This window comes from Alphaproteobacteria bacterium LSUCC0684, from assembly GCA_041228335.1.
Classification (GTDB): Bacteria; Pseudomonadota; Alphaproteobacteria; order Puniceispirillales; family UBA1172.
Genome location: CP166130.1, coordinates 2,382,552 through 2,407,300, shown reverse-complemented (window position 1 = coordinate 2,407,300; position 24,749 = coordinate 2,382,552). Strand labels below are relative to the sequence as shown.

General features: G+C 57.9%; 25 protein-coding genes. 20 read left to right on the top strand and 5 right to left on the bottom strand.

Annotated features, from left to right (window positions below; all coding sequences use genetic code 11):
- The first annotated feature begins 7 nt into the window (after positions 1 to 7).
- From AB8880_11525 to AB8880_11490, 8 genes are all read left to right on the top strand, one after another.
- The gene (locus AB8880_11525; protein ID XDZ65536.1) at positions 8 to 1,315 is read left to right on the top strand and encodes an ActS/PrrB/RegB family redox-sensitive histidine kinase; all 1,308 of its coding nucleotides are present in this window, start codon (positions 8 to 10) and stop codon (positions 1,313 to 1,315) included.
- Positions 1,316 to 1,396: 81 nt separating this feature from the next.
- The gene (locus tag AB8880_11520) at positions 1,397 to 1,933 is read left to right on the top strand and encodes an ActR/PrrA/RegA family redox response regulator transcription factor (GenBank protein ID XDZ65535.1); all 537 of its coding nucleotides are present in this window, start codon (positions 1,397 to 1,399) and stop codon (positions 1,931 to 1,933) included.
- A gap of 32 nt (positions 1,934 to 1,965) precedes the next feature.
- Complete coding sequence (gene metZ, locus AB8880_11515) at positions 1,966 to 3,150, top strand: O-succinylhomoserine sulfhydrylase (GenBank protein ID XDZ65534.1); 1,185 nt, start codon at positions 1,966 to 1,968, stop codon at positions 3,148 to 3,150.
- A 9-nt stretch (positions 3,151 to 3,159) separates the two neighbouring features.
- Complete coding sequence (locus AB8880_11510; protein ID XDZ65533.1) at positions 3,160 to 4,053, top strand: DMT family transporter; 894 nt, start codon at positions 3,160 to 3,162, stop codon at positions 4,051 to 4,053.
- A 10-nt stretch (positions 4,054 to 4,063) separates the two neighbouring features.
- On the top strand, positions 4,064 to 4,645 hold the full coding sequence (locus AB8880_11505; GenBank protein XDZ65532.1) for a LysE family translocator: 582 nt from the start codon (positions 4,064 to 4,066) through the stop codon (positions 4,643 to 4,645).
- Positions 4,646 to 4,762: 117 nt separating this feature from the next.
- Positions 4,763 to 6,889: a S8 family peptidase gene (locus AB8880_11500; GenBank protein ID XDZ65531.1), complete on the top strand. Its 2,127-nt coding sequence runs from the start codon at positions 4,763 to 4,765 to the stop codon at positions 6,887 to 6,889.
- Between the two features lie 152 nt (positions 6,890 to 7,041).
- Positions 7,042 to 8,361 carry a hypothetical protein gene (locus AB8880_11495; GenBank protein ID XDZ65530.1) on the top strand — a complete coding sequence of 440 codons (1,320 nt, stop codon included), beginning with the start codon at positions 7,042 to 7,044 and terminating at the stop codon, positions 8,359 to 8,361.
- Between the two features lie 172 nt (positions 8,362 to 8,533).
- Positions 8,534 to 9,163: a LuxR C-terminal-related transcriptional regulator gene (locus tag AB8880_11490; GenBank protein ID XDZ65529.1), complete on the top strand. Its 630-nt coding sequence runs from the start codon at positions 8,534 to 8,536 to the stop codon at positions 9,161 to 9,163.
- 36 nt (positions 9,164 to 9,199) lie between these two features.
- On the opposite strand, the gene acs is transcribed toward AB8880_11490, so the two are convergent.
- Together acs and AB8880_11480 are read right to left on the bottom strand one after the other, a co-directional pair.
- The gene (gene acs / locus AB8880_11485) at positions 9,200 to 11,143 is read right to left on the bottom strand and encodes an acetate--CoA ligase (GenBank protein XDZ65528.1); all 1,944 of its coding nucleotides are present in this window, start codon (positions 11,141 to 11,143) and stop codon (positions 9,200 to 9,202) included.
- 112 nt (positions 11,144 to 11,255) lie between these two features.
- Positions 11,256 to 11,834 carry a regulatory protein RecX gene (locus AB8880_11480; protein ID XDZ65527.1) on the bottom strand — a complete coding sequence of 193 codons (579 nt, stop codon included), beginning with the start codon at positions 11,832 to 11,834 and terminating at the stop codon, positions 11,256 to 11,258.
- A 97-nt stretch (positions 11,835 to 11,931) separates the two neighbouring features.
- On the opposite strand from AB8880_11480, the gene AB8880_11475 reads away from it, so the two are divergent.
- From AB8880_11475 to AB8880_11450, 6 genes are all read left to right on the top strand, one after another.
- On the top strand, positions 11,932 to 12,732 hold the full coding sequence (locus tag AB8880_11475; protein XDZ65526.1) for an ABC transporter permease: 801 nt from the start codon (positions 11,932 to 11,934) through the stop codon (positions 12,730 to 12,732).
- 2 nt (positions 12,733 to 12,734) lie between these two features.
- Positions 12,735 to 13,898, top strand: coding sequence for a 2'-deoxycytidine 5'-triphosphate deaminase (locus AB8880_11470; GenBank protein ID XDZ65525.1), 1,164 nt, complete (start codon positions 12,735 to 12,737; stop codon positions 13,896 to 13,898).
- Positions 13,891 to 15,096: an aspartate aminotransferase family protein gene (locus AB8880_11465; GenBank protein XDZ65524.1), complete on the top strand. Its 1,206-nt coding sequence runs from the start codon at positions 13,891 to 13,893 to the stop codon at positions 15,094 to 15,096. The genes AB8880_11470 and AB8880_11465 overlap by 8 nt, the downstream gene beginning before the upstream one ends.
- Positions 15,096 to 16,028, top strand: a complete 933-nt coding sequence (argF, locus tag AB8880_11460; protein ID XDZ65523.1) for an ornithine carbamoyltransferase — start codon at positions 15,096 to 15,098, stop codon at positions 16,026 to 16,028. Before AB8880_11465 ends, argF begins: the two co-directional genes overlap by 1 nt.
- Entirely contained in the window at positions 16,025 to 16,948 is a 924-nt protein-coding gene (locus AB8880_11455) for an Hsp33 family molecular chaperone HslO (protein ID XDZ65522.1), read from the top strand. The genes argF and AB8880_11455 overlap by 4 nt, the downstream gene beginning before the upstream one ends.
- Before the next feature lie 87 nt (positions 16,949 to 17,035).
- Positions 17,036 to 17,668 (top strand): hypothetical protein, encoded by a 633-nt coding sequence (locus AB8880_11450; protein ID XDZ65521.1) that lies wholly within the window; start codon positions 17,036 to 17,038, stop codon positions 17,666 to 17,668.
- A gap of 3 nt (positions 17,669 to 17,671) precedes the next feature.
- Here AB8880_11450 and AB8880_11445 read toward each other — a convergent pair whose 3' ends face one another.
- The 3 genes from AB8880_11445 to AB8880_11435 form a co-directional block, all read right to left on the bottom strand.
- Positions 17,672 to 19,120 (bottom strand): TrkH family potassium uptake protein, encoded by a 1,449-nt coding sequence (locus AB8880_11445; GenBank protein ID XDZ65520.1) that lies wholly within the window; start codon positions 19,118 to 19,120, stop codon positions 17,672 to 17,674.
- 74 nt (positions 19,121 to 19,194) lie between these two features.
- Positions 19,195 to 19,809 (bottom strand): GTP cyclohydrolase I FolE, encoded by a 615-nt coding sequence (gene folE, locus AB8880_11440; GenBank protein XDZ65519.1) that lies wholly within the window; start codon positions 19,807 to 19,809, stop codon positions 19,195 to 19,197.
- A 95-nt stretch (positions 19,810 to 19,904) separates the two neighbouring features.
- Complete coding sequence (locus AB8880_11435; GenBank protein XDZ65518.1) at positions 19,905 to 20,549, bottom strand: ATP-binding cassette domain-containing protein; 645 nt, start codon at positions 20,547 to 20,549, stop codon at positions 19,905 to 19,907.
- 226 nt (positions 20,550 to 20,775) lie between these two features.
- Between AB8880_11435 and AB8880_11430 the strand changes: the two genes are divergently transcribed.
- The 6 genes from AB8880_11430 to AB8880_11405 all read left to right on the top strand — a co-directional run bounded on the left by AB8880_11430 (position 20,776) and on the right by AB8880_11405 (position 24,665).
- Entirely contained in the window at positions 20,776 to 21,081 is a 306-nt protein-coding gene (locus AB8880_11430) for a DUF2282 domain-containing protein (GenBank protein XDZ65517.1), read from the top strand.
- A gap of 96 nt (positions 21,082 to 21,177) precedes the next feature.
- On the top strand, positions 21,178 to 22,059 hold the full coding sequence (locus AB8880_11425; GenBank protein ID XDZ65516.1) for a DUF692 domain-containing protein: 882 nt from the start codon (positions 21,178 to 21,180) through the stop codon (positions 22,057 to 22,059).
- Positions 22,043 to 22,780 (top strand): DUF2063 domain-containing protein, encoded by a 738-nt coding sequence (locus tag AB8880_11420; GenBank protein XDZ65515.1) that lies wholly within the window; start codon positions 22,043 to 22,045, stop codon positions 22,778 to 22,780. Before AB8880_11425 ends, AB8880_11420 begins: the two co-directional genes overlap by 17 nt.
- Before the next feature lie 12 nt (positions 22,781 to 22,792).
- Positions 22,793 to 23,368, top strand: coding sequence for a DoxX family protein (locus AB8880_11415; GenBank protein XDZ65514.1), 576 nt, complete (start codon positions 22,793 to 22,795; stop codon positions 23,366 to 23,368).
- Positions 23,369 to 23,457: 89 nt separating this feature from the next.
- On the top strand, positions 23,458 to 24,024 hold the full coding sequence (locus AB8880_11410) for a sigma-70 family RNA polymerase sigma factor (GenBank protein ID XDZ65513.1): 567 nt from the start codon (positions 23,458 to 23,460) through the stop codon (positions 24,022 to 24,024).
- Positions 24,024 to 24,665 (top strand): DUF1109 domain-containing protein, encoded by a 642-nt coding sequence (locus AB8880_11405; protein XDZ65512.1) that lies wholly within the window; start codon positions 24,024 to 24,026, stop codon positions 24,663 to 24,665. Before AB8880_11410 ends, AB8880_11405 begins: the two co-directional genes overlap by 1 nt.
- Positions 24,666 to 24,749 lie beyond the last annotated feature (84 nt).

The following is a 24,749-nucleotide window of genomic DNA, read 5'->3' as shown; positions in this document are numbered from 1 at the left end:
ATGAGCGATGCCCGAACAGGCTTTTCATACCACTGGCGTGACAACGGCAATTACCACCAGTGTGCTGGCGAATGTCAGGTGGATTGCCCTGACCGGGCAGATTAGCGCGATCCTGATTGTGCATTTCGGCCTTGGCTTTCCCTTGCCTCTGGTGGCGTGCCTTGTGGTCATTGCCATTTCGGCGCTGGTTGGTTTGTGGCAGACCCTGACAACGTATCAGGGCGGACAGATCAGCAGGAAATGGATCTTCACGCTGCTTGGTTTTGATACAGTGCAGCTTGCCGTGCTGATCTACCTGACGGGCGGGCTGGCCAACCCGTTTGCCATCATGTTTCTGGCGCCGATAACGATTTCGGCAACGATCCTGAGCCAGCGGGAGACCGCCGCGCTGGTGCTGCTCGTGGCCGGGCTGGTGAGCGCGCTTGCGATGTATCACCGCCCGCTTCCCTGGCTTTCGGGGGAGCTGGTCTTGCCGCCACTTTACATGGCAGGACTGTGGGCGGCGCTGGTGCTGACAACCGTCTTCATCGCAATCTACGCCGGCATGGTGGCAAGCCAGGCGCGGCGGCTGGCACGAGGTCTTGCCGAAGCGAGACTTACGCTTGAACGCGAGCAGCAGATGGTCTCCCTGGGTTCGCTGGCAACGGCGGCGGCACATAAGCTGGGCTCACCGCTCAACACCATCACGCTGGTGGCGCATGACCTTGGGCGGGACCTGGAAAAGCCCGTTGACCCGGAAAGTTACCGGGAGGATATCCTGCTGCTGAAACAGGAAACCGAACGCTGCCGCCAGATTCTCGCTGAACTCAATCAGGATGCCATCAACCTCGGGCAGGAAAGCTGGGATCCGATGACGATATCGGCACTCATCCAGGGGCTTGTTGACGAAAGGTTTGAAGATTCGCGGCAGATGATCCGGCTCAACGTCACCGGATCGGACGCATCCCCCGAGCCGCGGGTAACCCGGCGGCCTGAAATTCTGCATTCGCTTGAAACCCTTATCGATAACGCCGTCCAGTTTGCCCGGCAGGTGGTGCGGATTGACCTTTCCTGGGATGACCGGCAGTTCCGCCTGACCATTGACGATGACGGCCCGGGGTTTCAGTCTTCGGTGCTGGCCCGGCTGGGCGATCCCTATATCAGCACCAGAGGCGGGGCAAGCGGGCATATGGGTCTGGGCATCTTCATTGCCTATACGATGGTCGAACATATCAACGGCCAGATCCGGCTGATGAACAGGAAGGAAGGTGGCGCACGGGTCATGCTGACATTCCCTCGCCAGGGCATTGATGTGGATATGGCCCTGCCGGAATAACCAAGGAGATTTGCCCTTGAGCACAAAAGGAATATATAGTGGGTTGAGACATAAAAAGAAAATGAGAAAAGGGCTCAGAAAATGACAACCGAAACGCGGAGATTGCTGATTGTCGATGATGATGCGCCACTTCGCGGACGGCTGGCACGGGTGATGGAACGCCGTGGCTTCACGGTTTTCGATGCCGATGGTGTGGCGGACGCAACAAAAATCATCAATGAACATATGCTTACCCATGCAGTACTTGACATGAAACTCGGGGATGGCAACGGTCTTGAAATCGTACCCCTCATTCAGGAAAGGCATCCGGACTGCCGGGTGATCATGCTGACCGGGTTTGGTAATATCGCAACCGCGGTCGCCGCCGTCAAAGCCGGAGCGGTAGACTACCTGCCAAAGCCCGCCGATCCTGATATCATTGCAGCCACCCTGCTTCAGCAGGGGGATGAGCTACCGCCGCCGCCGGAAGACCCGATGTCCGCTGATCGGGTGCGCTGGGAGCATATCCAGCGGGTTTATGAACAATGTGGCCGCAATGTCTCGGAAACAGCCCGGCGGCTCAAGCTCCATCGCCGCACCTTGCAAAGAATTCTTGCCAAGCACGCGCCAAGGCCCTAAGACCGAGCTTTGAGCTAATTCACTGGAAAACGATGACCAAGAAGAACTGGCATAAAGACACGCTGAGCGTGCGTGGTGGCCTCCATCGCAGTGGAAATATGGAAACGGCAGAGGCCTTGTACCTGAATTCCGGCTTTGTGTATTCAAGCGCCGAGGAAGCAGCCTGCGCGTTTGACGGCGATATCGACCGGTTTCTCTATTCCCGTTTTGGTAATCCGACGGCGACCATGCTTCAGGAAAGGCTTGCTCTTCTCGAAGGGGCAGAGGCCTGTCTTGCCATGGGGACGGGCATGGCGGCGATGTTCAGCGGTGTTGCATCCATGCTCAGCCAGGGAGATCGCATTGTCGCGAGTCGGGCACTCTTTGGGGCCTGTTATTCGGTGATCGATGAAATCCTGCCACGTTGGGGAATTGAACGTCAGTTTGTTGATGGCACCCGGCTTGAGGAATGGGAAGAGGCGCTGCGTCATCCGGTGAAAATGGTCTTCCTTGAAAGCCCGTCCAATCCGATGCTTGATCTTGTGGATATTCGCACTGTCGCCGAGCTTGCGCATCGTGCCGGGGCGCTGGTGGTGGTGGATAATGTCTTCGGCACCCAGACAGGACAGAAGCCGCTGGAACTCGGCGCGGATATGGTGATGTATTCGATCACCAAGCATCACGATGGCCATGGAAGAGTGCTTGGCGGTGCTCTGCTTGGCTCGGAAGAGTTGATTTGCGGGGATTTGCTTAAATTCTATCGCCAGACCGGGCCGGCTATCAGTGCATTCAATGCCTGGGTGGTGCTCAAGTCTCTTGAAACTCTCTCGCTCAGGGTTGATCGCATGGCGGCGAATGCGCATCGGATTGCCGAAGCCCTGGCCGATCACCCGGCGGTGGCATGGCTGCGCTACCCGCATCATCCGTCCCATCCGCAATATGAACTTGCCTGCCGCCAGATGTCCCATGGCGGCACGCTGGTCTCGTTTGATCTGCGCGGCGGCAGAAAAGCGGCCTGGCAGATGCTCGATGCCCTTGAGCTCATCGATATTTCAAATAACCTGGGCGACGCCAAATCGCTCGCCTGCCATCCGGCCACGACCACACATTCCAGTGTTGCGGAAGAGGATCGGCTGGCCATGGGCATCGGCGACGGGTTGATCCGCCTTTCCGTCGGGCTTGAACACGCCGATGACCTGATTTCGGATTTGCGCCAGGCCCTCGATTCCCTGGGCTGAGGCTGACATATGGCCATTGCATCATTTCTTGCCCTCGGGGCAGCGCTGAGCTGGTGCCTCGCTGGTGTTTTCGGCCATCTTCCGGCAAAACGTCTCGGCTCAATGCATTTCAATCGTCTCCGGATGCTGACAAGTTTCCTGATGCTATTGGTGTATGTGCTTGCCACCGGCACCGGGTTTACGGTTGCCCGAAGCGATATGTTGCTGATTGTCCTCAGCGGCTTGATCGGCGCGGCCGGAGGGGATTATTTTCTTTTCCAGACCATGCGGCGCATGGGCCCCCGGCGCACAGGCATTCTTTTTGCCGCCAATGCCCCGATTGCGGCTTTTCTTGGCTGGCTGTTTCTTGGTGAGGTGCTGACCCTGCGGATGCTGCTCGCTATCTCGCTCGGCTTTGCCGGGATTGTGCTGGCGGTAATCTATGGCAAGCGGCGCGATCTTATCCATGTGTGGGAAGAACTGACGCCGCCGCTCTGGCTTGGAATTGTCTTCGGTCTTCTGGCCGCGCTCGGGCAGGCAATCGGTGTTCTGATGATGCGGCCGGTCATGGAAGGCGGGCTTGATCCGGCCACTGCCGGGCTTTGGCGGGTCACCGTTGCCATGCTGGTCTTCTGGCTGATTCTGCCGGTTGAGCGCGGGCGCGGGCGGGGACCGGCAAAGATCCTGCCGGATCGTGATCTCATCCCGCATATTCTCGGCAACGGGTTTTTCGGCATGGCATTCGGGATGGCGCTTCTTCTCAAGGCGCTGGAAACGGGCCCGGTTGGCATGGTGTCCATCCTGTCCTCGACCGCGCCACTGATGCTGCTGCCCTTTGTCTGGGCGAAGACACGTCTCATCCCGCCTCTCGGTGCCTGGATTGGGGCGGCGCTGGTGGTTTTATGTTCAGCCCTGCTGTTATAGGCCCGGGCTGATGTTCTGGGCGCTGTTTCTTTTTGTTGCTTTCATGGTGGGCTCGCCAGGACCTGCCAATATGGTGCTGATGGCCGCTGGCGCCCGATTCGGCCTCAGGGCATCGTTGCGTTTTCTCATCGGGATAATCACCGGGAAATTTCTTCTCAACGCTGTCATCGCGCTTGGATTTTATGAAATGCTCCGTGCAATGCCGGTGCTGCTTGATCTGCTCACCTATGGTTCGGCGGCCTTCATGATCTGGCTGAGTTTTTCCATGATTCGGCCCTTCCGGGAAACGGGTACACTCCACCAACCTCCCGGCTTCATCAAGGGGTTGATGGTGCATCCCATGAATCCCAAGGCCTGGGCGATGCTGACGATCTCCTGGTCCAGCTACGGGCCGGGTTTCGATGATCCCTGGCTGAGATTTCTGAGTATTGCCGGCACCTTCATGGGTGTTCAGGTGATTTTTCACAGTCTCTGGTGCTATGCCGGCGCGCGCCTGATGATGTTGCTGCCTTCGGAACGCAGCCGTGATCTGGCCGGGGTGATCCTCGCCGTGGTGACAGTCGCCCTCGTCCTCTTTATTGTTTTCATCTGAACTGGACTTAATGGTCATGAATGGAACGATTAGTCGGGATCATATCCCCATCGGGATAGTTCCCTAACGTTAACCTTTCGTTAACAAATACCCTGTTCGAAGTCAGGAGTGACGAAAATGAACAGGGATAATAGACGGAAGATCAAAGGATATCATCTTATTGTTATATCCGGTTTGTTAACGGGATGCGGCGGTGGCGGTGGCGGCGGGGGTGGCGGCGCCCAGCCCCGGCCGGAGATCCGCCAGCCCCCGGCAGATACCGGATCGATTAATGTGGTCGAAAAGCAGAACAGCCCGGGGCTTTTCCAGGTTGGGGCGAGTCAGGTGTTTTTGTCCGGCGGGACGGGGCAGTCCGTTACCATTGGCGTTGCGGATAGTGGAGTTGCTGCCGGGCATGAGGAATTCAGCGGCCGTGTCCTGGGTGGTGGCGACTGGCATGGCACGGCAGATGGCCTCCTTGATGAACATGGCCATGGCACGCATGTGGCCAGTCTTGTAGCGGCTGGAAGTGACGGTATCGGTATTCAGGGCGTGGCGCCGCTCAGCCGGATTGTTTCCTACCGGATTCTTGGCAGCACCGGCACGTTTCAGGGCAGAAGCGGCAACGTCATGGTTCCCGGTCTTCTGGGGGATGCGCTGGCTCGTGATCTGCCGGTGGTCAACCATTCCTGGTCATCATATTACGAGATTGACGATATGAGCAGGTCCCGAATCGAGGATCTCCTGCGTGATGAGATCACGGCCTATCGGCAGGTTGCCACCGAGAACGGGCCGATCATGGTCTGGGCGGCAGGCAATGGCAGCGACAATCAGGTCTCTATCCGCAGTGGTCTTCCCTATCATCTGCCTGAGCTTGAGCCGAACTGGCTGGCGGTGGTTGCGGTGGACACGGAAGGGGTGGAGCCTTCCTATACCAATCGATGCGGTATCGCGGCGGCCTGGTGTCTGGCGGCACCGGGAGGCGGTGACAACCAGGGTGACAATGGTATTCTCGGCGCCGACCATGAAGGTGGCTATACCCGAAAATCCGGCACATCCATGGCCGCCCCGGTTGTCTCGGCTGCCATCGGGTTGCTGATCGATCAGATCCCGGGGTTGACCCCGCGGATGGCGGTGGCACGACTGAAGGTAACGGCAACATATGACGGGTTGACCACCGCGGCCGGATGCACCCTCGACAGTTGCGGTGAGGCGGCGATGCGCAGCGTCTTCGGCCATGGACTCATCCAGATTGATGAGGCGATACAGCCGATCTCCCCTAACGCGGTTCTGCTTGGCAATGGCGAGCGTGCGGATCTTGCCGGAAGCGGCCTTACTCTCCCGTCGATGATGGCCATGCCGCTTCTTGACCGGCTGGATGGAATCGCCGCGGTGATTGAAGATGATTTCGATGGCACGCTGTATCAATTCCCCCTTGGGGCACTTGCGGCGGGGGCGGAGCCTGCGCCTTTCGATCAACCCTCACCGGTGGTTGCGGTGATGCAGGAGCTTCCGGAAGGTCAGCGGTTTCTTATTGCCGGCGCCGGGCAGGTTCCTGGCCAGACGGCGGAGGACCGGCGGATGCTCGATATTCCAGCCATGCCGCTTGACCGTTGGGCGGGATACGCTTTCACTTCATCGGGGGAGATAACACGCTATCTTGTCGGGCTGGGAAATGAACGGCAGGCCATCCATCTTCTCAAGGAATGGCAGGGAGAAGAGGCAAAATGGATCAGCCTTGGCTTTGATCGCAGCGCCCGCTGGCTTGATGGCGGGGGATATGGCGCGCTGAAACTGGGCGGGCATCGTTCAGGCTGGGTAGCGATGGGCCGGGAGAAGAATCTCGGGCCGGTTACCGCAACGGCTGAAGTCCTCGCCGGATATACCAGGCTTGAAGGGGCCTCTCCAAGCCTCATTCATGGTGGCGGGATCTGGTACGATTCCTGGCGAATCGGCGTAACGCATACCACCCCGGGGCAGCAGCGCTGGCGGCTTGATCTCAGCCAGCCCCCGGCGCTTCGTGATGGGAAACTGACGCTGATGGCACCGGTGACGGGTTCAGGCAAGGCTGCAGTTTTTCATCCAGTGGAACTTGATCTCTCTCTCCGGTCACGGGAAAGACGCCTGATGGCGGGGCTGGATATGCCTCTCGCTGGTCAAGACAGCATGAAATTGACGGCAGCGGTGACATATATCCAGAACAGAAGCCATCAGCCTGGCGCGGAAGACGGGGAATTTCGCCTCACCCTCGATATTGATTTCTAGGCGGTAAGTTGCCCGACGCAGATATTTTCCATCGGTTAAATCTTTTTTAACCATGACTGTGGCATCAAGGTGGGATGCATTGCCGGTCTTTCCTGTTCTTGTGCGCCCTTGCAGTTGCCGCCAATTTTAATTTTACGGCGGGGCGGGCGGAGTTGCCGTTACCTTCGGCCCCGGCAGGGATCGCATCGCTGATGATCCTTCTGGATAGTGAGGATGTATCAGCTATTCGCCATTATCTAAGCGCCAACCGGGCGGAAATTCTTGAGGATGGGGAAAAGGTTGTTCTCGCCCTGATCTTGTGGCGGCGTCTGGGTGATGTAGCCGCTGCCGCGACGCTCGCAGAAGAGGCGCAGTCAAGAGGTCTTGGCGGTAGCAGGAGGCTTGATTATGAAATCGCCGTCAGCTACTGGCAGAATGGCTCCTGCAGGCGTGCCGTGCCACTTTTTCGCAAACTCCGTCAAACACAGCAGGACCCGGCCGACTGGATGAGCGAAGACAGTGCCCGGTTTCTGTTAGATTGCACCACAAGATCAGGTTCTTTTTTCCATCTGGAAACAGGCATCGGTTATGATGCAAATCTTGGTCAGACTGTTCCGGCAAGACGGGTGATGCCTGAAACCGGTTCGGTTGTTGATGCCATGCTGGGCCATCTTCATCTGAACCAGCCTGATGGCAGCCCCCGCCACACTTTCGTGATCGGGACACCTGCCCGCAAAGGGTTCTGGACAGAAGTTCAGCCTCGTCTTGAATGGCGATATCCCCTCGTTCAGGGGGGGTTGACCTTGCGGCTTGGCAGCATGGCGCGGGCGACCAGTCACCGGGAATATCATGGTCAGGGGCATCATGTTGCGGCATTGTATCACCATCGAGCGGGGCGCCACACCCTCTCCGCCTCCGCTCAATTGCGGCATGATACGGAATCCCTTGGCCCGGAGGCAGGGCACAGGCGATATAAAAACCGCGTTTTCAGGTTGTCTTCAGCCAGCAGGCTGGATCAGCCCTTTTATGTTCTTTCAGGTATCACCGCCCGAAAACTGAAGGGGATGGGGGATTCGCCCTTTTCCTCCCGCTATGTTGGTGTTGATATCGGGATTGCACATCAAGGCAGGCCGCGGCCACGGCACCCGGCCGAACTTGGCTTCAGGCTGATTGCAACAAGAGGGCAGGAGCGGGCAATCCCGCGGTGGAATACCGGTCAGCACCATCGTATCGCCCTGGCGCTTGGCCCGTTCATGATTGGCCGGATGCCTTTCCTGATCGAGGCACGACGAGATCATAAGAGCTTTGCCCATATCCGGCCCTGGCTTCGTGATCATCATGATCGCAAGCGCGATACCCTTATGCTGACGTCGAGTTATGCTTTTGTTCAGGATTACCCCGTGACCTTCGAGTTCGAACGCTACAAAAGCAGGTCCCGGGACCCGCTGGATCAGGAGGAAGGGCTGAAATTTACGTTACGCTTCCGGCATTAGACTTCTTTTGTCCATGGTCTCCAAAGGATCAAGCCTGCCGCTATCCTTATGGCCAGTTTCGGATAAATGATTTTGAGTATAATAATACTCAATATTGCAAATTCGATGTGTATTTTATCTTTGGGCTTTCCTGTTCCCCCATACGCATTCGCTTAGATTGGGAGGACAAACCATGAAAGTCATTTTGACTTATGCAAATATTTTTTCTCGGGATCTGATTATCGAACAGGCTGGTCATATGAACAGCGAGATGACGATCATTCCCGCAACCCGGATCATGGAAACGGTGGACATGCTGCATCGTGGCATGCTGCCGGACCTGATTTTGCTGGATACAGGTCTTGTGGATATGAAGGGGCTTAGCGGCCTGACCCGTATTCTTGACGCCACCCAGCGGAATATTCCGGTAGCCATTATGGGTGCCCCGACCAGCCAGTCGGAGATGCGCCTTGTCCTTGAGGCAGGAGCTTCGGGGTATGTGCCCAAGAATATCGGCATCAAGGCGTTTTTCAGCGCCATATCGCTGATGGCCGAGGGGGAGATTTTTCTACCCGCTGAAGTTTCAACCCATCATGGGGAAAACAGTTTTCTGCCCAATAACTGGCTTACCGGCAGAGAGCAGGATATGCTCGCCGGATTGCTGGCGGGAAAGTCAAACAAGGAAATCGCCCGAATTCACGGTCTTTCGGAAGTGACGGTGAAACATCACCTCAAAAGTCTGCGCGGCAAACTTGGGGCACGCAACCGGACCCATGCAGTATGCCGGGCGATTGAACTTGGCATCGTGCCTGAGGCAACCTGACTGAACCTTGGGGCAGCGTTGAATTCCGGCTTGTCCTCAACCTCTGTTCTGGCGATTGGCGATAAGATCATCCACCACCGCCGGATCAGCCAGGGTTGACGTATCGCCAAGCTCGGCAAAATCATCCGCCGCAACTTTGCGCAGAATCCGCCGCATGATCTTGCCGGACCGTGTCTTGGGAAGGCCAGGCGCCCATTGCAGCAGATCCGGGGTTGCGATCGGACCGATTTCCTTCCTGACCCATTGCCTGAGCTCGGCATGCAGCGCGTCATCCGGCTCCTCGCCCGCAACCAGCGTGACATAGGCATAAATCCCCTGCCCCTTGATATCATGCGGGTAGCCGACCACGGCCGCTTCAGCCACTTTCGGATGTGACACCAGCGCTGATTCGACTTCGGCGGTGCCCATCCGATGACCGGATACATTAATCACGTCGTCAACGCGGCCCGTGATCCAGTAATAACCATCTTGATCGCGTCGGCATCCGTCGCCGGTGAAATAACGTCCCGGGAACATGGTGAAATATGTCTCAACAAAACGCTGGTGATCTCCGTAGACCGTGCGCATCTGGCCGGGCCAGGATCGATCGATGCAGAGATTTCCATCCGCCGCCCCATCGATCACGTTATTTTCACCATCAACCAGCACGGGCTTGATGCCAAAGAACGGACGGGTTGCGGAGCCAGGTTTCGTCGTCGTCGCCCCGGGCAGAGGCGTGATCATGATCCCGCCGGTTTCCGTCTGCCACCAGGTATCCACGATCGGGCATCGTTCATCGCCCACCACCTTGTGATACCACATCCAGGCTTCGGGGTTGATCGGCTCCCCGACCGATCCAAGCAGGCGCAGGGATGAGCGATCTGTTTTTTCCACCGGAGCGTTGCCTTCCCGCATCAGGGCCCGGATGGCGGTTGGTGCGGTGTAGAATATATTGACCTTGTGTTTTTCAACAACCTGCCAGAAGCGGCTTGAATCCGGATAGGTCGGCACACCCTCAAACATCAGCGTGATGGCGCCATTGGCCAGCGGCCCGTAGAGAATATAGGAATGTCCGGTGACCCAGCCGACATCGGCAGTGCACCAGTAGACATCGTCATCATGATAGTCAAAGACATATTGATGGGTCATTGAGGCATAGACCATATAGCCGCCGGTGGTGTGCAATACGCCCTTGGGCTTGCCGGTAGACCCGGAGGTATAGAGGATGAAGAGCGGGTCTTCGGCGTTCATCTCTTCGGGCGGGCAGTCCGCCGATGCCGATGCCATGTCTTCGTGATACCAGAAATCGCGGCCATCTACCCAGCCGATATCTCCGCCGGTACGACGGACGACAATACAGGTTTTGCACATCGGGCAGTTTTCAAGCGCCGCATCGGTATTGGCTTTGAGCGGAATGGTCTTGCCGCCACGGACGCCCTCATCGGCGGTGATGATCGTGGAACTGTCGCAGTCGGTAATCCGGCCAGCCAGCGCGTCGGGGGAAAACCCGCCAAAGACCACCGAATGAACGGCACCAATCCGGGCACAGGCCAGCATGGCCACGGCCGCTTCGGGAATCATCGGCATGTAGATGGTCACCCGGTCGCCTTTTCTGACGCCGCGGGTTTTGAGAACATTGGCGAATTTGGAAACTTCCTGATGCAACTCGCGATAAGTGATATGACGGCTGTCCGTAGGCTCGTCGCCTTCAAAAATGATGGCGGTCTGGTCGCCGCGGCTTTCCAGATGCCGGTCAAGACAGTTGGCGGCGGCATTGAGGGTACCGTCCTCAAACCACCGGATGCTCAGGTTGCTGGCATCGTAGGAGACGTTTTCAATTTTCGAGTAGGGTTTGATCCAGTCAATTCTCCGGCCATGTTCCGCCCAGAAAGCCTCATTATCGGCGATCGATGCGTCGTAAAGTTTCTGATATGCGCTGTTGTCAACATGGGCGCGCCGGGCGGCCTCATCGCTGGGTGGAAAAGTGATTTCGTCAGACATGGTTCTCCCCTCAATTCTTGATCAGCACTATTCACGTATCCGTGTTGAAATATTAAGCCACAATCCTACACCCTACCTGTTCGTTCCCGCAATGCCTTTGGGGGGAACATTTTCAACCGTTCAGGAAAGGTTGCATTTCAGCCAGCATCTCTTCGGCGTCTTCCGGTGACTTCAGCGCGAGGATTTTTCCGGCAAGGGCAAGGTTGAATCCGGCCCGAGCAAAGCTTGCCAGATGGCGCTGGCGGATCTTGTCGAGATCACCTTGCTTGTCTCGTTCCGAAGCAAAAGGCCCAAGCCGACGCCGCCGGGCATGGATGAGGGCGGCGGCCCATTCATGCGCCATATCATCTGCTTCCGCATCAACCATGAGGGCCGCTCCGATTACGGACCGGTCAAGACCTCTGGCGGCCAGGGTTTTTTCGATCATGCGCCGGGACCTCCCCTGACGGCGAAGCGAGGTGGTTTTCTGCTCAGCATAAAGCTGATCGTTGACATATCCCTTGCTGACGCAATCCTTGATAACGTGATCGATGGCCTTGCTCACTTGGCCGGGTTCGGCATCGGATAGTTTTCTTTCGGCAAAACGCTTCAGCACAACCTCCAGCCGCGCGGTGGTTGAGGCATATCGGCCCAGATAGTGAACGGCCTTACCGGTCAGCCGGTGATGAAGTTTTTCATCCGAATATCTCATCCTGCGATCCTAGCATAAGCTGAAGTGATCGGCGACCTTGCAAGCCTGGCCCTTAGGGCCTATGTTGCGGCTCATGAATCCACATACTGAAAACAACATGTCTTCATATCAGCGCCCGGTGCGGATCGGCCGAATAAACACCATCGGTCTTTTCATGCTCTACCGGCGTGAAGTCATGCGCTTCATGAAGATTTTCATCCAGACCGTGGGCGCACCCATGACCACGGCGATTCTCTTCATGGCGGTATTTGCCGTGGCGGTCGGGGATCGCATTAACAGCAACGGCGATGTTCCCTATGTTGTGTTTCTCGGCCCCGGGCTGGTCATGATGGCGGCGCTGCAAAACGCCTTTGCCAATACCTCCTCGTCGATAGTTGTCGCCAAGGTTCAGGGGAATATTGTGGACCTCTTGATGCCGCCGCTAGGGGCGCTTGAAATTCTAATCGCCATGACCGCCGCAGGGATCACCCGGGGTGTAATCGTCGGGGCCGCCACCGCGCTTGCGCTCTGGATGCTGGGGTCTTCGGGCTGGCCGGCCCATCCGCTGACGGCATTTCTTTTTCTCTTTCTCGGGTCAGCAGTGATGGCGCTCGCAGGTGTCATGGCCGGGATCTGGGCTGATAAATTCGACAGCCTCGCGGCGGTAACGAACTTTGTTGTCCAGCCGATGGTTTTTCTTTCCGGCACGTTCTATTCGGTTGATCAACTTCCCGCCCCTTTTGATGCGATGGCTGCCGCCAATCCGGTCTTTCACATGATTGACGGCTTTCGTTATGGCATCATCGGGCAGGCATCCTTTCCGCCGCTGACAGGAGCGTTGATTTTGCTCTTGGTTACGCTCATTCTGGGGTGTATCTGCTGGCGTATGCTGGCAACAGGCTACAAATTGAAAGCATGATCATGCCAGGAACCTCGCCATCTCATCCGTCCTTTCCTGCCGGTATTCTCGCTGCATCACAGCTCGAAGAAGCGGTTGCGGCAGGGATTATCCGGCCCGGACGCCCGATCACGACGGGTCAGATCCAGCCTGCCTCCATCGATTTAAGGCTGGGGGCCAGGGCCTGGCGGATCAAGGCGTCGTTTCTGCCCGGCGAAGGCGTTTCGGTTGCCGCGAAACTCGATGCCATGGCGATGCATGAAATTGATCTTTCCGACGGCGCGGTGCTGGAAAAAGGTTGTGTCTATATCGCCCGGCTTGAAGAAAGCCTTGATCTTCCCGCAGGTCTTTCCGCCTTTGCCAACCCGAAAAGCTCCACCGGCAGGCTCGATGTGTTCACCCGCATGATTGCCGATGGCGCAACCGAATTTGAAACCGCCCCCCAAGGGTATAGCGGCCCGCTTTACGCCGAAATCTCCCCCCGAACATTTTCCATACTCGCGCGGCAGGGATCGCGTCTGTCCCAGCTTCGCCTGCGGCAGGGGGAATCCCGTATCAGCGATGCTGAAATGCAGCGCCTGCAGGAAGAGATCGGCCTTGTTCATGGTGGTGGCCTCAATGGCCGCGATATCCGGGATGGTGTGCCGCTCAGCGTGGATCTTTCCGGCCGTGCCAACCCGTCTATTCCGGGGCTGGTGGGATGGCGGGCACGCAAACATGCCGGCCTGATCGATGTTGACCGGCCAGGTGCCTATCCGGTGGCGGCCTATTGGGAAAAGGTGACAACCCAGGATCTCAGCGGTGGCGGGCTGGTGCTCAATCCCGATGAATTCTATATTCTGGTCAGCCGTGAATGCGTGACCGTACCCCCGGCCTACGCCGCCGAGATGAGTGCCTATGACACAAGGGTGGGTGAGTTTCGTGCTCATTATGCCGGGTTTTTCGACCCTGGCTTCGGCATGGCCGAGCTTGGCGCTCCCCGGACCCGCGCCGTGCTGGAAGTGCGCTCCCATGACGTGCCGTTCCTGATCGAGGAAGGCCAGACCGTATGCCGACTTGTCTATGAGCCTCTTTCAGCGGTGCCGGAAACGCTTTATGGTGCGGCCGGGTCCGGATCACATTATCAGGCCCAGGGGTTGCAGCTCGCGAAACACTTTCAGCCACCGGAGGAAACACATCATGGCTGATGCAGTCATGGGAAATTATGGCCGGATTGATCTGGCCTTCGATCACGGTGAGGGCTCCTGGCTGGTGACGGCGACGGGAGAGCGGTATCTTGACTGCGCCTCGGGCATTGCGGTCAACAGCCTTGGTCACAATCATCCGGCGCTGGTCAACGCCTTGCGTGATCAGGCCGGCAAGCTCTGGCATGTCTCCAATCTTTACCGGATACCGGAGCAGGAAGAGGTGGCCTCCATGCTGACCTCACTTGCCGGACTTGACCGAGCGTTTTTCTGCAATTCAGGGGCCGAGGCCACCGAAGCCGCCGTCAAGATGGCGCGGCGTGCCATGCATCATCGGGGTGAGGCCGAGCGTTTCACCATCCTTTGCGCGGAGGGTGCGTTCCATGGCCGGACCATTGCGATGCTGGCGGCGACGGACCGGCCGGCGTTTCGTGAAGGTTTTGGCCCCATGCCGGACGGGTTCGATCACTTCCCCTTCGGGAATATGAACGCGCTGCGAGATCGCCTGATCACGGATGCCGAGGGAGGCAAGCCTTCGATTGCCGCGGTGATGGTCGAATCGGTTCAGGGTGAAGGCGGGGCCAAGCCTCTGCCGCCGGGGTTCCTCAAGGATCTGCGGGCGCTCTGCGATGAGGTTGGATGTTTCCTCATTGCCGATGAAGTCCAGATCGGGGTTGGCCGTTCCGGGCATATCTTCTCTTTTGAGCCGAGCGGGATCAGGCCCGATATTGTCGCCATGGCAAAGGGGCTTGCGGGCGGCTTTCCGGTTGGCGCGGTGCTGACCACCGAAGAAATTGCCAAGGCCATGACGCCTGGCAGCCACGGCTCAACCTTTGGCGGCAATCCGCTGGCCATGGCATCGGCGCGGGCGGTGCTGAAGGTACTCTCGGAAAAAGGGTTCATGGAAGGCGTTCGTCTCCGGGCAAAGCAGCTTCGGGATGGCCTCGATGATCTTGCCAATGGCCGGCAAGGTCTTTTTCAGGTCCGGGGCAATGGTTTCTTGCTTGGCCTTGTCTTTGCCAAGGAGGTCCCGGCGGGTGATGTGGTGGCCATGCTCCGCCGCCATCATGTGTTGAGCGTTCCGGCCTCGGAAAACACGGTTCGCCTCTTGCCGCCGCTTACGGTGACCGAAGATGAAATCACCCTGCTGCTGACCTGCCTGGGAAACTGCCTTGATACCCTTGAGAAAGCGTCTGCCTGATGCCTGATTTTCTTGATATTGCTGATCTTGATACGGCTAGTCTCAAAGCCATTCTTGCGGATGCCGATACCATGAAAGGCGACGCCCGGCCACATGATCAGGTCCTTGCCGGCAAGACCGTGGCCATGATCTTTGAAAAACCCTCTACCCGGACGCGTGTTTCCTTTGAAGTTGGCATCACCCAGCTTGGGGCAGCACCGCTGATCCTTCAGGCTGGCGAGATGCAGCTCGGGCGGGGGGAGACGGTGGCGGATACGGCGCGGGTACTTTCGGGCTATGTCGATGCCATCATGATCCGGACCTCGCGCCACGAAACCCTGATCGAACTTGCCGATTACGCCACTATTCCGGTGATCAACGGCCTGACCGACCGGAGCCATCCCTGCCAGGTCATGGCCGATGTGATGACCCTGGCAGAGCAGAAAGCCCCGGATCATGATTTTTCAGCATTGAAAGTCGCCTGGCTTGGTGATGGAAACAACGTGGCCAACAGCTGGATTGAGGCCGCCTCCAGGTTCGGGTTCTCGCTCGATCTTGCGGTGCCGCCAGCACTCAACCCGGATCCATCGGTTGTCCGCCGGGCGATGGATGAAGGGGCACAGATCCGCATAACTGATCGGCCCGAAGATGCCGCAAGAGATGCGGATGTCGTGGTTACCGATACCTGGTCATCCATGGGCATGCCGGGCGGGTACAGCAATTCCGGAGACCGTCAGGCGCTGCTGCGGCCGTTTCAGGTGGATGCAAGGATGATGAAATTGGCAAAGCCAGATGCGATCTTCATGCATTGCCTGCCCGTATACAGGGGTCAGGAAGCCACCGCCGACGTGGTGGACGGGCCGCAATCAGTGATCTGGCAGGAGGCGGAAAACCGGCTCCATGTCCAGAAGGCAATCCTGACCTATTGCTTTGGGGCAGGTTTCAGCTCATGACAATGATACCTTCCAACGAAGCCAGCGGTGTTCTGCCCTTTCTTCTTGATGCCGGGCCTGCCCGGGCCGCGATGCGTGGCCGCCTTGTCCGCATTGATGCGGTGGCAAGCTCCATTCTGGAACGGCATGGCTATCCTCCGGGCGTGGCCGAACTCACCGCGGAAGCGATGGCGCTGGGCGCCGCCCTTGCCAGTACCATGGACTATGATGGCGTTTTCACCCTGCAGGCCAGCGGCGATGGACTGATCCGGACTCTTTTTTCCGATGTGACCTCCGGCGGCGCGGTCCGTGGATATGCCAGCGTGGCCGATGACGCCTCCGGGCTGGATCAAAGAGGTTATCCTGCCCCTGTTCTTGATCTGATGGGCGCCGGATATCTGGCCTTTACCGTGGATCAGGGGGAAGGGGGACGATATCAGGGGATCGTTCCGATTGAAGCTCCGGATCTCGGGGCGGTATCGCTCCGATATTTCAGGGATTCCGAACAGATCGACACCGCCATCATCCTGGCGGCACGCCCGGCTCATGCCGCACAAGCAGGGTCCGGCGGCTGGCATGCGGCGGCATTGCTTCTCCAGCGCATACCAGAGACTGGCGGAAGAGAAGGCATCAGGATAGCCGATGATATCGGCGATGATCACTGGCATACGGCCTGTACGTTGATGGCAACCTGCAGCCGCGATGAGCTGACTGATCCGGCCCTGTTGCCGGATGTTCTCCTGCACCGGCTGTTTCATGAAATGGGTGTCACCGTGCTGCCGTTTCGGCCGCTCCGTGATGAATGCCGGTGCTCGCCCGAACGAGTCGACCGGATGCTCGCGACACTTTCGGTTGAAGAAAGGCGCGAGTTGGCCGATGATGATGATATGATTACCGTGGCCTGCGAGTTCTGTAAAATCGAGCATCGTCAGGCAATATAATTTGGGTCAACAGATCACCCGCCGACATACCGGAGGCCGGGTGATCAATCAGAAACGGAACACCACGCGCTGATGAAGAGATTTATCATGAAAACGTCCAATGCCGATCTGGCCACCGGCCAGAACCGCCGCCGTGCACTTCATCTCCTGGCCGCAGGGCTGACCGGCTCGTTCCTGCTGGCCGCCTGCCAGAACACCGCCCCACCCCAGGTGGTCTTTACCAGTCCTGAAGGTGGCCCTGTGCCACTTGCCGTTGCCGCTATCGATATCATCTCGGAGTATTCAGGCCCCGGAGAGAAACCCTATATCGATCATCTCTTCACCCCGTCGCCATCGGATCTCCTGGTGGAATGGGCAGGAAGCCGTCTCACCCCGAGTGATGGATCCGGCAATCTGCTCTTCACCATCACCTGCGCGGCCATGACCGAGATCAATCTCGAAAGTGAAGAAAGCCTGAAGGCGCTCATCACCAATGAGCAGAGTCGCCTTGTCCGGGTTGAACTTGAGGGGATTTTTTCGTTCAGCCATCCGTCGGCCAACCGGTCCGCCACGCTGGTGGTACGCGCGGAATACGAATCCTCGATTGCCGATGACACGACTCCCGCCGAAGCAGATCAGCTAAGGCTGAAGATTGCCCGTAATACCGTTAATCTCTTCGAGAGGGAATTCCGCAAGCAGCTTGACAATGTCGCAGGCCATAACGGCTGGCCGAAAGGCTAGGCTCTAGCGGCGCCAGAAACCCGGTGCCAGCATCACGAGCACGGTGAAGAGTTCGAGCCGCCCCACGATCATGGCGGCGCACATCACCCATTTTGCCGGTATCGGCAGGCCATCAAAATTTCCTGCCGGACCGATGATCTCCCCGAGACCCGGGCCGACATTGCTGATGGAGGTTGCCGCGCCTGAAATGGCGGTCTCCAGATCAAGCCCGGTAAGGCCGAGCAGGCTTGCGACAGTGACAAAACAGAGAATATAGAGATAGAAGAATCCCATCACCGAATCGATCACCGGCTCGGGTACAGGTTTCTTGTTGTAATAGGCGACCACCACGGCATGCGGGCGCATCAGCCGGGACAGTTGAATACGGGCATTTGCCGCCAGCACCTGAAGCCGGAACATCTTGATCCCGCAGGTGGTGGAACCGGCGCAGCCGCCAATGAACATGCAGATCAGCAGCAGCACCGTGGCGCTTCCTCCCCAGGATCCGAAATCCGCGCTGCCGTAGCCGGTGCCGGTCATGATGGAGACAGTGTTGAACACGGCCAGCCGCAGGGCATCATCAAGCGGATAGGAGATGGCACTCATCAACTGCCAGGTGATCAACAGCGATACCGATGCCGCAAGGGCCAGAAACCACCTGACTTGCGGGTCCTGACGAAGCCTCGACCAGCCGCCCCTAGTCAGGGCCATGTAATGGGCAAAAGGCAGACTGCCGACAATCATACCACCAACAACCACCCATTCCACCCAGGCATTATGAAAAGCAGCAATCGAATCGGTGCGGCTGGAAAAGCCGCCGGTGGCAAGCGTGGTCATGGCGTGGATGACCGCATCAAAGGCTGGCATGCCAGCGATCCCGAGCATGACCGCCCAGAGCAGGGTCAACGCGCCATAGACAAGAAAAATACCACCTGCAAGTTCCGCTGCCCTCGGCACCACCTTGTCCGGCGTTTCATAGGATTCCGTCTTGAAGAGCTGCATGCCGCCAACGCTCAGCATCGGCAGGACGGCAAGGGCCATCACAATGATGCCGATACCGCCAAGCCATTGGAGCAGTGCCCGCCAGACAAGTACGCCCGGCGACATCACTTCAAGAAAGGGTATCACCGTCGACCCGGTGGTGGTGATGCCGGAAACGGATTCGAAAACCGCATTGGTGAGCGTCATCCCGGTATTGGCCAGCATAAAGGGCAACGCGCCGAAAATGCCGATCAGCACCCAGGCGGCATTGGTGAGCACGAAGGCCTGGCGCAGCCCAAGGGTTTCATCAGCTCGGATATTGGTGGAAAGCAAAAGGCCCGAGCCAAAAAACAGCGTGATCATTCCTGCCGCGATAAAGGCCGTCCAGTCGGGATAGCCGTAGAAATAGTCCACGGCGGCGGGAATCACCATCGTGGCGGCAAGAAGGCTCAGAAGAATACCGAGAATATGAAAGACCGGGCTAAGCGGCATTGCCGTTTCCCATATGACCAAGACATGCCTCTTTTATAAAGGCAAATGAGGGGTCCTGTCTAGGAAAGCGATAATCAGCGGTGACCAGTCTGCAGAAGGAAACGATCCCGCAGGGTTTCATCGGCTTCAAAAACACCGGTAAATCTGGTGGTTACCATGCTGACGCCCTGTTTGTGGACACCTCTTGTCGTCATGCATTGATGCTGGGCATCGACGATCAGGGCAACGCCTCTCGGCTGCAGGACGGATTGAATGGTATCCGCAATCTGTGCCGTCATGGTCTCTTGAGTCTGCAGGCGTTTGGCAAAGATGTCGATCACCCGGGCAAGTTTGGAGATGCCGACAACGCGGCGATCCGGGAAATAGGCGATACTTGCACTGCCCAGGATCGGGACAATGTGATGCTCGCAATAGGATTCGATGCGGATATCACGCAAGAGCACCATATCGTCATAGCCATCCACTTCCTCAAAAGTGCGAGACAGCATTTCCGCGGCATCTTCCTGATATCCGGCGAAAAATTCCTCATATGACCGGACGACGCGCGCCGGGGTATCGGCAAGGCCTTCGCGGTCCGGCCGGTCACCCGCCCATCGGATCAGCGTGCGGACGGCCTCTTCGGCCTCTTCCCGGCTGGGGCGCGAATTATCCACCTGGAGTGAAAGTTTATTGGAATCGTAGGGGGTCATATGTTCTGTCTCCCGATCCGGTCGGTGGATCATTGAATTGCTAACCGAAGATATGGCGCATCAGTTGCTAAAATCAACATGTAAACATGGAAGTTTCACATTTTCCCCCCGGTTTCCGGCAACCGGTAGAGAGGACCGGTGGCCATTTCCTGATCTCGTGGATCGTGGCTGACAAGCACCGCGGGCAGGCGGCGTAGTTCGATTTCCTGGCGAATGAAGGCGCTGAATTCCTCCCGTATCTCAGGATCAAGGCTTGAAAACGGCTCATCAAGAAGGATCGCTTGCGGCTCGGCCATCAGGCTCCGCATGAGCGAGATGCGAGCTTTCTGGCCGCCGGAAAGAGTCATCGGGTCCCGGTCGGCCATATCCGGCATGCCGACGCGTGCAAGCGTGTCCGAAATCCGTCGCTGGCGTTCCCTCTCTGGCACCGAGCCCGGGATACCGAAGGCCAGATTGCCTCCCACCGTCAGATGCGGAAACAGGAGCGCTTCCTGAAACATGATCCCGACCTGCCGGTCTTCGGCAGGAAGAGACGTGATATCCTTGCCATCAAGGTGGATCTGGCCTGAGGCGTGAAGCCCGGGAGGCGGGGTGCCGCAGATCCAGTGGAGAAGTGTTGATTTTCCCGCCCCGCTTGGAGCCTGAAGAAGAGCAATCTGGCCGCCCTCGACTTTCAGGGACAGGGGGCCGAAAAGAGATTTTCCGGAAAACCCCATCTCGGCATCGGTGATGATGAGCATGGCGTGGCCCTTTGTTCCTGTCCCTCGGCAGGCAAGTCTAGCCTTATCCCGTCGCCTCCGGCAAGCCATGGGTTGCAAGCCTGTTGGTTGATGGATTGCCGGGAGTGATCCGGCTTGCCACCAAATTTTTTTCATCTGCCATGAAATATATCTGTCTTCCCGGACGAAGTGTATTTCAGGTCAGGCAGATTGCAGCGCTGGCCAAAACTTCGAATGGGAGAAAAACATGTCGAAAACACTGAAAGCCGCCGTCATTGCTGCGGCGACGGTTTCCACGCTCAACATCATGGCCGTGCCACTGGCCCATGCCGGGTCCAACGAGAAATGCTACGGCGTTTCGCTGGCCGGCAAGAACGATTGCAAAGCCGGGGCCGGGACGCATTGCGCCGGCACCTCCACCGTTGACTATCAGGGCAATGCCTGGACGCTGGTGCCGAAAGGAACCTGTACCAGCATTGATCTGCCGGCCATGACCGATGGGACACCGCGGATGGGCTCGCTTACCGAGCTCAATCGTGATCTGCCATCCTGAGCAAAGGCTGAGCGCAGCGGGGATGGTGATGCCAGCCATGGCAGGCCTCGCCATCCCTTGCCTCATAGATAACCGAAACATGACCGAGACGTGATCATGACCAGCTCAACTGCAATCACCAGCCTGCCCGATGCCGCCGGAACCAGTTTCAAACCGGTCCATGCCGACGCTGTCATGGCGGGCGGCCATCCGGTTGCGTGGTTTGAGATTCACGCGGAAAACTACATGATTGATGGCGGACCGATGCGCTGGCAACTCGAAGCTCTGGCCGCATCCTATCCCGTATCCTGTCATGGCGTCGGCCTGTCCATCGGCTCGATGCAGCCACTTGACCGTGACCATCTCGGGCGGCTCAGGACATTGCTGGACTGGCTTGAGCCGGCGGCGTTTTCCGAACACCTTGCCTGGTCATCCCATGGCGGGACCTGTTTCAACGATCTCCTGCCCCTGCCCTATACAAGGCAGACGCTGGCCCGGGTCGTTGAGCATATCAACCAGGTGCAGGACGTGCTGGGACGGCGGATGCTGCTCGAAAACCCGTCTCTTTATATCGATTTTGACTGCCATGAGATGAGCGAGACGGAATTTATCTCCGAAATCATCCGCCAGACCGGTTGCGGGATTCTGCTTGATATCAACAATGTCGTTGTCAGCAGCACCAATCAGGGGCTGGAGGCTGAGCCGTATCTGGATGCCCTGCCGATGGAGGCGGTTGGCGAAATCCACCTTGCCGGTCACGCGGTTGATCAGGATGGCACCGGCGCCAGACTGCTTATCGACAGCCATGATACATGTGTCTCTGGCAGGGTGTGGGATCTCTATTCCAGGGTGATTGAAATCCATGGCGCAAGGCCGACCCTGATCGAATGGGACGGCAATCTGCCACCTTTTGCCACTCTTGCGGCGGAAGCGGAAAAGGCCGCCGCTATCCTTGGCCTGGTGACCGATATGGAGACGGGTCATGCCGTGGCAGGATAGTTTCGCCAATGCCCTTTCTGCGCCTGGCGCCCCGGTGCCGCTGGAAATGCGGGGTAAATCTGCCGCTGATATCGAACGACGCTTCAATGTCTATCGCAACAATATTCGCGCGGCGCTGACCGGGGCTCTTTCTGATAATTTTCCCGTTGTTCAGGAACTGGTGGGGGAGGAATTTTTCAGGGCCCTCGCCGGGGTCTATATCCAGACAAGGATGCCGACAACGCCGGTTCTGGCGCTCTATGGCGACGGGTTTGCTGATTTCATCGATGGCTTTCCGCCTGTAGCCTCCCTGCCTTATCTCGGCGATATCGCCCGCCTTGAATACGCAAGGCAGGAGGCATTTACGGCTGCCGACCGCGATATTCTCAATCGCCAGTCGCTTGCATGCAGTGATACGGAAACCCTGCTCGGGCTCCGCTTGCAGCTTCATCCTTCGCTTCGGCTCATCTGCAGCCGCTTTCCGATTCACGCCATCTGGCGGAAAAGCACCGATACCCCTGAGACGGATATTCCCATCCATGGGCAGACGGTGCTCGTCAGCCGTCGGCAGACGCAGGTGGAGACGATGCTGCTGGCTGAGGGAGGGGGCAGATTCTTCATGGAGATTCTTGGCGGCGCAAGCCTGGGTGAGGCCGCCTCGGCGGCAGTGGATGATGGCGGCGGCGATCATCTTGACACATTGATGGTGCTGGCAATCAGCCATGCAACCGATCTTCTCTAGGGAGGCAAATTTATGAAATCTCTATTTTTCCATCATGCTGGATGCGCTGTTGTGGGCGAGTATTCCCGGCTGGACAGGCTGGCCCCCACAGCTCTTCCGGGCTTGGCCCGGCTTGTTTTCGCGCTGACTCTTTTCGCATTTTTCTGGAAATCGGCGCTGACGAAATTCGGCGATGGCCTTTCAGGACTCTTCATCCCGAGCGTCGGTGCCTATGCCCAGATCCTGCCCCGGACGTTTGAGCAAGTGGGGTATGATCCTTCGGCCATGGGCGTCATTGCCTGGGTCATTGTCATGGCCGGCACATGGGCTGAGGTGATTCTGCCGCTTCTCATCGTTGCCGGCCTGCTGACCCGGCCCGCCGCCCTCAGCATGATTGGTTTCATCATCGTGATGTCGGTGGTCGATGTCCTTGGCCATGGCGTGCCCATGGGATCATTGCTGGACGGGGATCCGAAAAGCCTTGTCCCGGATCAGCGGATATTCTGGATTTTCCCCTTGCTGGTGATGGTCTTCATGGGGGCAGGTCCGTTATCGCTTGATCGGTTGATCGGCCAGAAGCTGGCAATTCTGAAACAGGAGGAGATATAAACGCCTGATCGGATAGATTTGCCCTTGAGAGCGGTTTTTCCTATGCTTAAGCGAAGGAAAGAAAAAACCCTGCAACCAAGGCGAAACCTTTGGGGCGTCTCAGCGAACACGATATGGCGGAAACCTTGCGGGCCGGACTTGCCGGAGACAAGACAGCCTATTCCGAATTCTACCGGCAGCTTGCACCGGTGCTGGCCTCGATGGTCGGCGCCATGGTCCCGGCGACAAGCCAGGCAGATCAGGATGACATGGTTCAGGATATTCTGCTGGCAATTCACGCCAAGCGACATACCTGGACATCAACGCGGCCGATTCTGCCTTGGGTCTACGCCATCGCCCGGTATCGGATGATCGATCGGGTGCGGGCGCTGAAACGTCATTCCGACCGCCATGCCGAACTTGACCTCAACCGGGTTGATGAGGCCATCGCTACCATGATTGAAAATGCCGAAACACGCATGGATCTTGAAAAAGGGATATCCCGGCTGGGGGGCAAGACCGGCCGGGTCATGACCTCCATCGGGCTTGATGGCAAAAGCATCCGGGAGACGAGCGCCAAGGTCGGCATCAGCGAAAACGCCGTCCGGCTGCAGTTTCACCGCGGCGTCCGGAAGCTCCGTTCCATACTCAATCTCAGCAATAAAGGGCAAGAGTGATGTACCAACATGAAGAGCTGATCACCCGTCTTGGCCGTGAGAGCGCCATCCCTTCCCGCCACCGGATCAGGGATTTTGCTGCGCTGATGGTTGCAGCCGGAATTGCGGTCGGAAGTTTCGGGCTCTTGGCCTTCCATATCATGGGTTGGCCGATCCGGGCGGATTATATGGCGGTGATTTTCACCACTACCGTCATGGCCAAGCAGGCTGTGCCGCTTCTGATACTGCTCTCCACCCTGCCCATCGCCCTCAGTCTTGGGCGTCCCGACGCATCACCCCGGCTCTGGCCTGCCCTGATCTGCCTCATGATCTTCCCTCTGCTCTTCTTCTCCGCCATCTCCACCCAGAGCTGGTCCGAACTTGCCTTCCGTCCATCCTTGCTGCGCTGTCTTGTCAGCATTCCGGTGCTGGCCCTGCCGCTTACCCTCGCGCAGCTCTGGTCTCTCCGTCAGGATGCGGTCACCCGGCCCTGGGTTGCAGGGGCGATGGCCGGGTTTGCGGCTGGCGCCGGGGCGACGGTAATCTATGCACTGACCTGCACCGAGGACAGCCCCGGGTTCTTTGCCTTGTGGTATCTCTTGGGAATCCTGGCTTCAGGCGGTATCGGCGCCGGTGCGGGCCGGGTATTGCTAAGGTGGTAGCAATACTTTTGTATGATGGATTAATACATAAGTTCGGGCAGGCTAATCACATGAAATAAATTTTGAAAAAAATGATCTGCGTTA